Source organism: Emcibacter nanhaiensis (assembly GCF_006385175.1).
Taxonomy (GTDB): Bacteria; Pseudomonadota; Alphaproteobacteria; order Sphingomonadales; family Emcibacteraceae; genus Emcibacter; species Emcibacter nanhaiensis.
On record NZ_VFIY01000019.1, the window covers coordinates 1 to 13,192 of the forward strand.

Genomic DNA, 13,192 nt, shown 5'->3' on the forward strand with positions numbered 1-13,192 from the left:
CAATTGTCTCAGAGGATCGGAGATATCGCTTGGTGGTCAGATCATAGGCGTTGCCGATGTCGTGTCAGCGCTTGTTTCAAAGCGAACATATCGCACCGCTTCAACCGCCGACGAGGTTGAAAAGATTCTGATGGACCTGACACCTCATCAGATGGACCACAAAATTGTTCTGGCTGCTCTGGATTGTTTAAGGGCTGAAGTAGACGAGATATTCATGGTAACTGATTATGCCCATGATATGCAGAATGCCATTCATCATTATCATTGAACCGGCATTTAAACTGGGCATGCCTTAAACCAAGAAACACGCCTTATCTAAAAACAGGCCCCCGCCTTTGCTCGCTTGGGGGGTCGAACTGGCGGGAGCCCGGCAGCTGTAGAGCCACGATTATTTATAGCATAGAACTCTGGTTCAACAGACCGAATTTATTCATATTTGAACACATAATATCTTTGCCCACCACCCAGGTTGAATTACCCCAAGCGTCTCAAACACCTTGCACAGGGATAGTGAAGCAAGGTGTTATTATTTTGTTGGTTGCGGGTGATTTGAACCTATAAACTTCATGCTTTGCTTTACCAGGAAATTTCTCGGAAAAACCAAGTGTAATTCCACGGCCACATTGTTTAGCTCGGTTTGTTTTTCGACAACAGGCCCAGCTGTGTTGCATGCCAAGAAGCCTCGGCGCGGGAAGAAATGCCAAGTTTGCGGTAAATTGCCTTGATGTGACTGGCGACCGTTGAATCAGCCAGGCCAAGGTTAATGGCCACTTCGCTGTTACGCAGCCCCCGGGCGATCAATGCCAGGACATCCTGTTCCCGGGCAGTCAGTTTGTCCTCTGCCATAATGGCAGGGCCAGTCAGTTTAAAATGCTCCATAATCCGCCGGGCAATGGACGGAGAGAGCGCAGGGATGCCTTGGGCGAGTTGGGAAAGTTGCTGGCTTATCATATCAGCCGGCTGCTCCTTGAGCAGATAACCCTGGGCGCCGGCGGACAGAGCCGCGACAATATGGGCATCGTCCCCCATCACGGTGGTGATTACGCAAAGAGTTTCCGGAGACACCGATTTCAAAGCCCGCAGGATTTCCAGACCCGAGCCGTCCGGCAGTCCGAGATCAATCAGCGCCAGGTTAATATTCCCTTGTCCCGCTTGCGCGATACCTTGGCGCATGCTGGGGGCTTCGGATATTTCAGCATCGGGAAACGTTTTACGGGAGATTTCGGTGAGCCAATTCCGGGTCTCAGATATATCCTCCACAATCAAAATTTTTTTCATAGTGAAAGCCTTTCGAGGAGAGGAGGAAGTTTAATATGTAGAGTTACCCCGCTTTTTGTTTCCGGAAACTCCAATATGCCTCCAAGTGCGGTGACGCGAGTATGCATATTTTCCAGGCCGTTGCCCCCCTTTCCAGGGATTTGACTTAATCCGGTTCCATCATCGCTGATTTTTACGGAATAACCGGTGTCGGAGAAGTTCAAGGCCACTGAGACCTTGCGGGCGCCCGAATGCTTCAGAATGTTGCTTATAGCTTCGCGAATGATCGAACGAAGCCCGTGTACAATTCTGGGATTGACTAAAAGGGTGCCTTCTACGTCAATAAACCAGTCAAGTTCTATGCCTGCGGCAGCGAGTCTCTCAGAAGCCTCAAGCCTGAGGTCGGCCAGTGCTTCCTCATAGGTCAGAACAGGGCGGGAGTGATCATTGATGATGTCCCTCAGATCTGTCAGAGTTTCGCGGATCATGGCATCTTTTCGGGAGCTGTCCCGGTTGTGCAGCGCTGACATCAGTTGGGCGCCGATATTGTCGTGCATATCGCGGGCAATCCTTTGCCGTTCTTCGGCCACACCTTTTTCATAGTCACCGCGACTGTTTTCCACGTGAGTCATCAGCTGAAAAAGCTGCTGTGCCAGGTTAAGGTGGCTTGTTCCGAACAGGCTTCGTCCGTTCCAGGGATAGCGCAGATACAGGCCCGGGAGACCGGCGATGGCCGGAATTTCCAACGCCAGACCATCTTCTTTTAACATGGGAACATCGGCTGTTTGTTCCCTTTCGTGCCATTCAAGTGGTGCGAAGATGCGTCGAACCAGAGTTATCCAGCGGTCAGCCCGCTTGTCTTCAGTGGTTTCAAAAGCGACATCAATGACTTCATGAAATAATTCATGTTCTTTCAGAGGTGAGCGGTTGACCAGGCGACGCCATAGAAGATCCCTCAGCGGCAGATATAGAAAACCGACCAGCAGAAGCGAAATGCCGAGCGCAGGGAACCGGTCCAGAGAAAGAATGAAGACCAGAAGAGCATCCAGTGCAACCAGCAGAAATATACCGGCCATGTAGAAAACAATCCTGAATCCCCATTCCCCGATATCAAACAGGCGGTAACGACGCAAGCCCGCCGCGAGGCCCACATATATGATGAGAAAAAACAAAAAGGCATATCCCTGTTCCAGGATAAAGGCATCACTGCCGAAGATCATGGGGGTTGCGGTCAGCGCGATAAAGGCGCCGGCACCGATCATCACGGAGAGGCCAAACCAGATCAAAACAGCTTTTTCAGCAGGTTTTTGCCGGTTGGCAAAATATTGGGCAGCTATGGCGAAGCAAATGGCGATCATTTCTGACAACATGATCAGATTTGGGCCGTATGCTGCGGGTAGAAACAGCAGGATATTGAGCAGACTGAGCGTCGCTACTGTTCCCCAAGCCAGGAACATGATAACTGTACCGGGCAGCAATATACGCCAACCCTTTAATCGCGTCGGATAGATCAGAAACAGACACAACATGGCAATTCCGAAACCATAGGCGCCGATGAGGTTGATGGCGTTCAAACTCCGGAAAAGATGTTCCGGAAGAGCGAGAACGCGTGTACTGTAGATGGCGGCTGCCAGCGCTGATATACAGAGAGAAAGGCCGCTCAGGGCAAATAAAACCGAGGGCAGATCACGAGGACGCAATGACCAGACCCAGCCGGAAATAGCGAGCGACCCGATAGCGGTGAGAATTTGTGCCCAGTAGATTAACGGCAGATCGCTCAACGTACGCGGTCGCGGCGAAACGACCCGACGTTGCCCCGCTGTTTCTAGAGTGATCTCATCTTCAGCGATGATTTTCGCCAGCCTGTCCTGACGCTGGTAAAAACGGCGGATAATGTTATCGTCGATAAATTCACTTGGTTCTGCCGTCAGGTCTCGCGGCTCCAGCACTATGCTGCCGACCCGTGAGCTGATGGTCAAATCCGAGCCATGCTCAAGAGAAATTTCCAGATAGGGTTGATCCAGGGAGAACCAAGTCACCCCCGCAATCGCTAAAACAGCGATAATACATACCAACGCAATACGACCGAAAGGCGTTGCCATCAGATCGGCTGATATCATCCTTGACCCCTTTTCCCTCTTGAAAATCATACTCTTTGATTATGGGGTATTTCAATCACTATATAGCCGGGAGAAGCCCTGCTAACACATCCCCGGAACGGGGGATGTCAATAATTTAAAATTTTACCTAATGTTGAGTCGGAGAATTGAGTAGTGGGGGAGAGGCCGGCAATACCAGGCAAATTTCGGGCCTGTTGCGAGGCTGTTTCCAAATGACACTGCGGATATTATCCCCGCCGGTTTCCGGACCGGCAGCTCTATTTTGATGAAGTGATATTTAATTTACAGGAGGGTACCCATGTTACCTGCTTTTGTTATAGAAAAAATTAATGTTCTGCGCAGCAAAACTGTTGCATCTGCAGCCTGCACCCTGTTGGCAGTGCTTTTGAATTTTACGGCCTTGAACACAACAGCTTCAGCAACTGCGGTGAAGGTATTCTGGAATCCCGGGATTGGCGCCAAGGCCGCTAATCGCCCGGAAAACACACCTTATCCCGCCAGGTACCTTCCGGATGAAACGCTTTTGACAGGCGGTGATCTGGAAGCTGTTGGAATTGTAAATGACAGTGTCAATCATGGTGCACTCTCCTTTACATTTACAAACATTCCCGATGCTTTTAGCGAGAATCATTATCTGAATTTTTCTCTTCTTCCAACCACCGGTTACCAAGCTGAGCTATCTTCCCTGTTTTTGGCAACAGATAGTAGCCAGAGTGTTTCAGACTATGTGCTGCGCACCAGTCTGGACGGTTTTACGAATGATATATCGGGCTTCAACTGGTTTGGTCCCAACTCGGAAGGATACCGTGGAATAGGGTTTGATTTAAGCGCTCTTGCTGCAATTACCAGTGAGATTGTTTTTCATCTCCATATCTTCGACAGTTTTCAAAATGATGGCGTATCCCAGATTTATGGCAGTGTTCACACTCAAGGGCGTGGCTTGATGTTTGGAGATATAAATGTATCGCCTCGAGAAGATTCCCAAGGCGGCGCTGCCGACGTGCCGGCTCCTGGCATATCGTTGTTGTTTGGATTGGGGGTATTGGGTATCGGCCTGACGCGCAGGAGAAAACCATCCTTGAAGTGACTTTATACCTGGCCTCTCTTTCCACTTGAAAGGGAGGCCAGTATTTTTCCGGAGAGTAGAATGATTCTTGCCCGTCATTTTCTTAAATATCTGCTCCTGATTTCTGCATGGTGCGTTGCCGGCCAGACACTCCTGGCAGCGGAAAAGATTCCGCTCGGGCACGAGGGCAGGAGACACAGTGCGGTTTACAACGGGCATCAGAATATGCCGGTAGTGCTTTACGGGGTGGCGATCGACTGGAACAAGGACTGCCTCAAAGGCAAAGCGGATAAATGCCTGCGCCTGGCCCGGGGCTTCGAGATCGGACAAGGAGATTTGAAGCTGGAGGTGCGTGCCGCACTGGGGTACTACCTGCGGGCCTGTGAAAAGGGAGCTGCTGCCGGTTGCAACCGGGCGGCGGAAATTATCCGGGCCGGGGAAGCAGGTTTCACCGACAATGACCTTGCTCGGAAAACCGCGGAACGGGGCTGCAGTGAACTTGGTGACCAGGCATCCTGCGCCGGGCTGGCCGAAAGCCTGAGAATTGCCGGTCGGCCGGAAGACAAAAACCGGGCGCAGAAACTGATCGACATGGCCTGCGACAAGGGGAATAGTGAGGGCTGCCGTCTGAAGGCGACATCGCTGTTTTATGATGACAGGAATGCATCGTCGCTAGGACAAGCCGTCGATTTATTCGAGAAATTCTGCAAAAAGAGAATGGCGTGGGCTTGCACCGGTATGGCGGAAGCTTTTCTGGAAGGGCGTGGCCAAGCGCGGAATGAGAATGACGCCCTGAAATATGCCCGGCGCGGGTGTCTGGACGCCGACGGCAATACGATACCGGCCTGCGCCCTCTTGGGACGCTTGCTGACCGGCGGCGGAAGTTCTGGGGATCTGGAGCTAGGCGTTAAATTGCTCGTCAAGGCCTGTCTGGCCGGGGACGCCTACGCCTGCAATGACGCGGGCGAACTTGGGCCGAAAAACAGCAACAGCCGCATTGCACAATGGGAGGTCCCGCTTTTTTTCCGGGATGCCTGCGACATGGACTTGGCGCGGGGATGCCTGAACCTGTCAGATATCTATAAACAGGGCCTCGGGACTATCCGCCTGGAGCCTGCGCCGATGATTGCCCTTCTGGACAAAGCCTGCCGTCTGGGCAGTGCCGAAGCCTGCGACAGAGTGACGGCACTGGGAGAGGTAAGGGCGAAGAGTTATCGTCGACGGTTGAAGCCGATCGATCCGTCTCTGCCGGCTACCCAGCAACTGGCGATGGCAAACCAGATTCTGGAAACGGTAAGCGACCGGGTCACGAGAAACCGCGCCCTGGATGCAGTGATCCGGCTGATGCAGGAAGGGGTGGCGGAAGCTAATTGGATGCTTGGGGGCTGGCTTTACTACGGCAAGCCCGGTGTCATTAACCAGGCGAATAAGAATGATGGCTTTATCCTGTTTGAGAATGCCGCCCGGCAGCAACATGTAGAAGCTGCCAAATGGGTCGGGATGGCCTATTGGTACGGGGATGGCGTTCCCCTTGACCGGAAAAAGGGCGAGGGTTATATGGCGCTGGCCGCCGCCCGGGGAGATGAAATGGCCATTGCCATTTATCGCTCCATGAAGGCGGAAAAGATCCGCGAGGACAAGGCCCGCCGGGAGAGGGAAATGGCGGAGGCGGCGGAACGTCGTAAAAACGACTGGTCTTATCAGTTCGGTCTGGCGGCCGCGGCCTGGGCCCAGGGGCGGCGCAATACGCCCTACAGCTATGGCGGCGGATCTTCCGGCCGCCTGGCCGGTGAAAGCTGGCAGCGAAGCCAGCAGGCGCTTGATAAAATGAACTGGAACAATGCCGTGAATTATACAATGGGCCGAACAAATGCCTGCCCCATCTCCAATCCCTATTGTTGACGAGTAATCCAAGAGAGGAAGTTCCATGAAAAAAACAAATACTCTGATTTGCGCTATTGTTTTCAACGCGGCTTTTGTCCCGGTCAGTGTAACGGCTCAGCAGAAAATGAATCTCAACTTCTCCACCAGCATGCCCAAGGGCGGCTGTATTATCGGTTTCAGAGGCGGTAATGCGCCGGGGACGGACAAACCGATGAAGCTGGAATTCAGCTACCGGGTTCGGGATGGAAATATGAACACACAAATCAGTGTGAACGGCTGGCCGAAAGCACAAAAGGAAGATCCCAATCGTGTTGTCCCGATGACTATGACGCTGGACACGGGGGAGAAACTTCTATCCGCGGATGGTGGATATTCAAGCGGGTTCAATGATCGTTACTGGGCTGCTTGGGGCAAGGAAAATTCTGCAGCTGTGTTTGAAAAAATGAAAAATGTGAAAACCGTACATATTGAAGGGGACGGCATGGATTTCGGAAGTTTCGATCTTCAGGTCAAGGGGCTGGTCTATACGTGGATCAGCGATTGCGCCGCCAAGCAGAAGGCGGCCGGCCAATAAAATCCGACGGCTTTCTACACGGTCATAATTTCCAATCGGAGGGGAGCATTTTATGAACCATTCAATCTGGAAACTGTTAACGACTGTCCGGCAAATCCTCCTTGTCGTTCTGATGGTGGTCTCTGCTGAATCCGTGGCATCCATCGCCTGTGCCGAAGGGACGGTGACGGAAGGGGAGGCGGCTTTCGAAGCCGAGGATTATGACCGGGCGCTGGCCATCTTCAAACCGTTGGCGGAGCAGGGGGATGTGGATGCTCAGTTTTATATGGGATATCTCTACGAATTGGGGGAAGGCGTCGGGCAATCCTACAAAAAGGCTTTTGAGTGGTATTCCCGCGCGGCGGATCAAGGTGATGCCTATACACGATTTCTGGTTGGTGTTTTTTACTACGAGGGCTGGGGCGTGAAACAGTCCACGAGGGAGGCCGCGAAACATTATGCGGTTGCGGCCGATGCCGGCAATTCTGACGCACAGTTTAATCTGGCTATGTTGTATCGGTCGGGAGACGGTGTAAAGAAATCTCCGGAAAAAGCTTTTGAATTACTGAAACTAGCTGCAGAACAGGATGACGCCGAGGCTCAGGTCGAGGTGGGATTAGTGTTCGAAAACGGGGAACTGGTTGAGCAGTCCTATGAAACGGCCGCCTATTGGTATGGCAAGGCGGCGGACCAGGGCGATCCGGGCGGCCAGGCTTACCTCGCCGAACTTTATGAAAACGGCAAGGGGGGTGAGAAGGATTTGAAACGGGCCTTCAAACTTTATAAAGCCGCCGCCGATCAGGAATATGATTATGCTGCCAAGAAGCTGGGCAATATGCTTGAAGATTCAAGAAAACCGAAAACAGAGATTTTCCTGATGGCCGCAAATCTTTTTAATTCAGGCGATACAGTCATGGGTGTCAATATGTGGAAGAAAGTGGCCGAGATGGGCGACAGGGATGCCCAGGTCGTGCTTGGCAAGCTTTATGAAACAGGCCAGGGCGGGCTGGAGCAGTCCTACACCAAAGCCCTCTATTGGTATGAACAGTCTGCTCTGCAGGGGCATCCGGGGGCGCAGAATAATCTAGCCGTCCTACATGTTACCGGAAACGGCACGCCGAAAGACATCGGGAAAGCAAAATTTTGGTTTGAGTGGGCTGCCAGGAACGGTTTGGAACAAGCTAAGCAGTCGGCGGCTAGCTTAAAGTAGGAAAGCGGTGAATAAAACAGTTTGATCGGGATTTCAACTTACCGACTAAGTTCGGTCTCTGGTATTGCGCCTGCGATGTGGAAACCTTGTCTGGATCACAGCCAGATAAAGTTTTATTCCAATGGGTATAAGATGCGCAATTTTTCATCTAACTCTATGTAAGGTAGATACTTTTCGGTATTTCCCGGTCGCATTAATGTTCCCGGTGTAACGAAACCCTCTGCAAAGCAGTGTAGAAAAACACGGGGTTGCTAATTGTCGAAGGATTGCAAACAACAAGTATCAGGACGACAACTTCCGTACAAATCCTGCCCCCGCAACCAATTTAAAGGGTCGGCCCCAATAAGGGACCGGCCCTTTAAACTTTGTGCGCCGGGTCCAGGATCTGATCCTTGCAGAGCGGCCACAAGCCGATCTGCAGGTTCTTTGCGAAGCTGACGAGGAGCAAAGCGACGAGACTAATCCTGCCCCCGCAACCACTGAGACAGTAAAGCCGTCCTTCCATATCGGAAGGATGGCTTTCTGTTATCTGTAAGCTATTGGGTTCATTACTATTATCGTCGTTACCCGTCACCTGGTTGCGGGGTGAATGACTGGGCCTAACGGCCCGGGTTGAGGGCTGCAGCGCGTTCTCTTTACTCGTCATGAAATGCAGCAAGGCATCAAGCTCCCCATAGAGAGCTACTTCGAGAGTGTTGGTGCCGTCCTTGTCCTCTATGGGCGTGAGGATGATCTTGTCGATCAGGGAGCGGATCGCTTCCCCGGCTTCGTCGAGGGAGGCCGGATCATTCAGCGCCTCGGTTAATCGCTCCACTTTCTCGCGATATAGGGTGGCAATGCCTGGATGCAGGTCCGGCAGTTTAATCGGTTCCTGACTGAGCTCCTGTTCCAGGCGCTTGCGCTCGACTTCCAGCTCCTTCAGCTGGGTGTGCATGAGGGGGAGGTCGGTGCCGTCGCCGATGGCCTCCACATAACGCATCATTTTAGATTCGATGGCGGCAAGATCCTTCTTCTTCTGATCATGGCCCTGCAGGCGTTCCCGCTGCAGCCGGTTGGCTTCCTGTTGCATCTCCCGGATGATGGTCTCCACCACTTCCGGCGTGATCAGCTTGTCCTTGAGGCCATGCAGCACCCGTTCCTCGATCCTCTGGCGTTTAATGGTGTGCGTGTTGCTGCAGGTGTTGCGGTTCCGGGCATTGAAGCAGCCATAACGATCCTGGCTCACGATACTATAGCGGCCTCCGCAGTGGCCGCAGCTGAGCAGGCCGGAGAGCAGATGCTTGGGGCGTCTGGTGTTGGCGAGCGCATTGCGCACCCCCTCGATCTGGTTCTGGTAGCGCTCCTGGATCTGGGCCTTGCGGTCCCGGGTGATGTCCCACAAAGCCTGGTCAATGATGCGCAGCTCGGGCACCTCCTGGATGACCCATTGTTCGGGAGGGTTCAGGCGCGAGACCCGTTTGCCTGTCTCCGGGTCCTTGATATAGCGCATGCGGTTCCAGACCAGTCTGCCGATATAAAGTTCGTTATTGAGGATTCCGGTGCCGCGCTTGTTGTGGCCGCGGATGGTGGAGCCGGTCCAGGTCTTTTTGCGGGGACCGGGCACGCCTTCCCCGTTCAGCGCCTTGGCAATGGCCCTCGGTGACTTGCCCTTGGCGAAATCCTCAAAGATGCGCCGGATGACAGCGGCCTCTTTCTGGTTGATCTTCCGTTCCCCGGTGACCTTGTTGCCCTCCGCATCCAGAGAGCGGCGGACCTCGTATCCATAGGTCAAGCCGCCGCCGGACTTGCCTTGTTCAATGCGGCCCCGCAAGCCGCGCCGTGTTTTATCGGCGAGATCTTTGAGATAGAGCGCGTTCATGGTGCCCTTCAAGCCAATATGCAGGTTGTTCACTTCGCCCTCTGAGAGAGTGATTATCCTGACATCGGCGAAGCTCATGCGTTTATAAAGCCCGGCGATATCTTCCTGGTCGCGGGAGAGACGGTCCAGAGCCTCGGTCAGGATAATGGAGAACTTGCCCTTCAGCGCGTCTTCCATAAGAGACTGAATGCCGGGGCGCATCAAAGAGGCCCCGCTCATGGCGCTGTCCTGATAGGTCTTGGTGATGGTCCAGCCTTCCCGGTCGGCGGCTTCCTTGCACAGGCGGATCTGGTCTTCGAGTGAAGCCTCCCTCTGGTTATCGGAGGAGTAGCGGGCGTAGATGGCGGCTTTAATGGGGGTGGGGTTCTTAGTGGTCATGGGTGTTCTCGGAGTTTGGAGCGTCGGGAAAGAGATCAAGCTGCCTGCCGGCAGGGAGGTCGGCATAACGGGAAGGTTCAGTGGTTGATAGAGGCTCGGCAGTGTGGGGAGGCCTGGGATCACTCTCGGTTTGTTCCACAATCAATGGCGCTGCTGCACCATGTTCGGTTCCTTTGACGGGATGTCGCCCGGCGACCGTCAGGTTGTCATTTGCGGTCTGGCCGTCGATCAGGTCCCGCACAGCGGCCCGGGCGATCAGCCGGGCCAGGGACAACAATCTGGGGTCCAGCGGACTGCCGGAGACGCTGCCATTGTCATTGGCGTGCGGATAGGCCTTAAACCTTATGGGAAGCTCTTTCCTGCTCATAATCCATAAAGTAGACGCCGCTCTCGCCCCCTCGTCAAGGGGGCCGCGCGCGGCCTGGTGTTCATCATTGTATCTGCAAAGCATCCTAAATACCTCTCAAGAAACCCAAAGATATCTCCCGATATCCAGCGACGTAAAAATCTACCCCCAAAAAAACATCAAAAAAATTACAGGATTCTGCACCCCCAACCACAGAAAAGACGGGAGAACCCTGTCGACCTGTATGGTCATACAGGGTCGCTCCCGCCGAGTCTCCGTTCCAGGCCCGGTACGCACCCCGGAGGAAATCAGGCCACCCGGCTGGAACGGTAAGGGGGATGTTCGGCATCCCCTTTTGTCTCACGGTCAATCGTCTTGCCGTTTTGGAGTTCTTCATCGGGAACCCGGAGTTCCCGGATAAGATCGAAAATGTTGTAGACCTTGTCTTTGAGGAGAGACGCCCGTTCCCGGGTCACGTCTCCCATCAGGCTGATGCCGTCATGTTCCACATCTCCGCCTTCCCATGCCAGACACTTCATCACATGGGAAATGGTCACCAGCTGACAGCAGGGGTCTTCCAGATCGAACAGGCTGCTGAACAGTCGGTCCAGCTTCTTCTGCAGTTCGGGAGAGCGAGCGATATAGTCTTTGTCATGATCAACAGGCAAGGGGCGCAACGGCAGGTCTTCCCGGGCGGCGTTTTCCATGAAAGTGTTTTGGTCAATCTGGGGCCGGTCAGGGCTTCCTTCTTCAAGGGTCTCAAGCTTCTTGCGGCAAAGAAAACGAACCAGCCGGAGCAGCTGATCTGTGCAGGAAAACAGCCGGTCGAGTTCTTCCGCCCCCACCGTGAAATTTGATGAAAAGCGGGTGCCGGTGAAAGCTTGCTTTAGATTATGAAATGCCTGTGCCTGATCGGTCCAGGCCTGGGCCAGTTCCGGCTGGATCGCCTCGGAAAGCGCTCTCAGGTCAGAGAGGTCCCGGCTGCGGGGTACATGCAGGCTGTGGGTCAGGAGGAAGGCCCTGTAGGCTTGTTCCGCACACAAGTGAAGGGATAACGTCGCCGCTTCATTCTGCTGCTCAGCGGCCTGTCTGTAGGCGCTTGAGAGGAAACTGCAGGTCAATGGCCAAACCCTCCCGAAATGCTTTTGGGAGAGTTTATGATGTTCCTCTACGGAAGGTCGCTCCGGCGCGGTGAGGAGGTCCAATCCTTTGTCACCGGACTGATAGAGCAGGGTGCCCGTCTCGGAGATATCATTGTAGAGAAAATAACCGTCCCTGATCTTTTGGTTCGCTGAGGCTTGGGTCTCGAAGGATAAGGACACAGGCGCGGAAAGACCCGGCAGGTTGTTGATGGCTTTCTCGGCCTGTTCCACAGGCCACACAAAGCGGGGCAGGAGCCGGTTCACAATCACCAGCAGGGTATAGTGGTTAGCAGGGTCGCCATAGAGAATAATGGAACGTATCCGGGACCGCTTCTGCTTCTTCGAGGTTCCCGACCGGGCCGCCGCGTCATATTCCATAACCAGAAAACGGGTCAGACGATCCAGGTCGTTCTGAACGGAAGGAGGAAAGGCAGTTAGGTCCGTGTGCATGGTGGGCTCCAAGTATTGCGTTTGAACAAGTGTATGTGTTTGCATTACTTCTAGTAATGCATGCGGGGCTGAGCTATAATTTGAAGGTAAAAACTAAATACTTAGATTTTTTATATCAAAAACGAGATGTAAAAGTCAAATTAAAAATCTCAATAGTTGTATTTTAAATACCAATAAAGGGGTTTCATGAGCAAATCTGTACCTTTTGAAGTACGCCAGATCAAAGCGGCCCGCCAATTGCTAAATTGGACACAGGAAGTGCTGTCTCAGAAAAGCGGCGTTCCAATTAGCACGTTACGACGAGTGGAAAGTAGTACCGATAAGATCAGGGGAAAATATGAGAATATTGAGAAAATATTTTCGGCTCTTAGAGAAGGGGATGAGAACTTCTCGATTGAATTCATGAATAGTGGCGAACCTGGTGTGAGGTTGAGAAAGAAGGAATTTAACTAGATTGATCAGGCGTGGTGGAAAAGTGTACGCGTTAACACCTTGATCCTCGTCTGGGTATGGAGTTCTTTTCCAAAAGAGAGTTTGGCTCTGTCCGACTATCTTCTTGTTAATTTTCTTCAGCCATTTTAGTTTTGTCTTTTGGCTGGTGTAGAGCTTCCATCGCACGTTCATAGTCGCCTTTAACGATTGTGATGCCGTTTGAGCCGCCATCAGTTGCGAATATAACGTCGTGAACGAGTTTACTATCTTCACCGAGTTCCTGTGCGATATGTGCGCTGTGATATTGGTGAATTGTATCGTTCGGCTTTGTTGAGAGGTCGGTATTGATATAATGTTCCACTAAAGTTGCAACGCGATTCCTGTTATAAGTCTTTTTTTGTTTTGCAAGGTTTGCTCCTCGGTATCCTGTGCGAGGTACTTCGATAGGGTAAAACTTCATTGTGCCATCCTGTTGTCTCTAATGTTTTGCAGTTTA

Annotated in this window: 11 protein-coding genes and 1 pseudogene; 6 read left to right on the plus strand and 6 right to left on the minus strand. The window is 52.7% G+C overall.

The annotated features are described in order from the left end of the window. Positions 1–268, plus strand: a pseudogene (locus tag FIV46_RS17800) (hypothetical protein); the annotation flags it as partial. Positions 269–627: 359 nt separating this feature from the next. On the opposite strand, the gene FIV46_RS17805 reads toward FIV46_RS17800, so the two are convergent. Then, the gene (locus FIV46_RS17805) at positions 628–1,278 is read right to left on the minus strand and encodes a response regulator (RefSeq protein ID WP_139942297.1); all 651 of its coding nucleotides are present in this window, start codon (positions 1,276–1,278) and stop codon (positions 628–630) included. After that, a complete protein-coding gene (locus FIV46_RS17810; RefSeq protein WP_139942298.1) occupies positions 1,275–3,377 on the minus strand; it encodes an ATP-binding protein in 2,103 nt (700 codons plus the stop codon). Before FIV46_RS17810 ends, FIV46_RS17805 begins: the two co-directional genes overlap by 4 nt. Positions 3,378–3,675: 298 nt before the next feature. Between FIV46_RS17810 and FIV46_RS17815 the strand changes: the two genes are divergently transcribed. The 4 genes from FIV46_RS17815 to FIV46_RS17830 are packed head-to-tail and all read left to right on the plus strand — an operon-like array spanning position 3,676 to position 8,090. Continuing rightward, complete coding sequence (locus tag FIV46_RS17815) at positions 3,676–4,464, plus strand: PEP-CTERM sorting domain-containing protein (protein WP_139942299.1); 789 nt, start codon at positions 3,676–3,678, stop codon at positions 4,462–4,464. A gap of 60 nt (positions 4,465–4,524) precedes the next feature. Next, positions 4,525–6,345, plus strand: coding sequence for a tetratricopeptide repeat protein (locus FIV46_RS17820; RefSeq protein ID WP_139942300.1), 1,821 nt, complete (start codon positions 4,525–4,527; stop codon positions 6,343–6,345). A gap of 25 nt (positions 6,346–6,370) precedes the next feature. Beyond that, positions 6,371–6,901, plus strand: a complete 531-nt coding sequence (locus FIV46_RS17825) for a hypothetical protein (RefSeq protein ID WP_139942301.1) — start codon at positions 6,371–6,373, stop codon at positions 6,899–6,901. A 52-nt stretch (positions 6,902–6,953) separates the two neighbouring features. Beyond that, a complete protein-coding gene (locus tag FIV46_RS17830) occupies positions 6,954–8,090 on the plus strand; it encodes an SEL1-like repeat protein (protein ID WP_139942302.1) in 1,137 nt (378 codons plus the stop codon). 358 nt (positions 8,091–8,448) lie between these two features. On the opposite strand, the gene FIV46_RS17835 is transcribed toward FIV46_RS17830, so the two are convergent. The 3 genes from FIV46_RS17835 to FIV46_RS17845 all read right to left on the minus strand — a co-directional run bounded on the left by FIV46_RS17835 (position 8,449) and on the right by FIV46_RS17845 (position 12,264). Beyond that, positions 8,449–10,326, minus strand: coding sequence for a recombinase family protein (locus FIV46_RS17835; RefSeq protein WP_181163304.1), 1,878 nt, complete (start codon positions 10,324–10,326; stop codon positions 8,449–8,451). After that, on the minus strand, positions 10,316–10,777 hold the full coding sequence (locus FIV46_RS17840) for a hypothetical protein (protein ID WP_139942304.1): 462 nt from the start codon (positions 10,775–10,777) through the stop codon (positions 10,316–10,318). Before FIV46_RS17840 ends, FIV46_RS17835 begins: the two co-directional genes overlap by 11 nt. Before the next feature lie 203 nt (positions 10,778–10,980). After that, positions 10,981–12,264, minus strand: coding sequence for a HEPN domain-containing protein (locus tag FIV46_RS17845; protein WP_181163305.1), 1,284 nt, complete (start codon positions 12,262–12,264; stop codon positions 10,981–10,983). A 186-nt stretch (positions 12,265–12,450) separates the two neighbouring features. Here FIV46_RS17845 and FIV46_RS17850 point away from each other — a divergent pair, with 186 nt between their 5' ends. Then, positions 12,451–12,717 (plus strand): helix-turn-helix domain-containing protein, encoded by a 267-nt coding sequence (locus tag FIV46_RS17850; protein WP_139942306.1) that lies wholly within the window; start codon positions 12,451–12,453, stop codon positions 12,715–12,717. 106 nt (positions 12,718–12,823) lie between these two features. Here the strand turns inward: FIV46_RS17850 and FIV46_RS17855 are convergent, their stop codons facing one another. Beyond that, entirely contained in the window at positions 12,824–13,156 is a 333-nt protein-coding gene (locus tag FIV46_RS17855) for a hypothetical protein (RefSeq protein ID WP_139942307.1), read from the minus strand. Positions 13,157–13,192 lie beyond the last annotated feature (36 nt).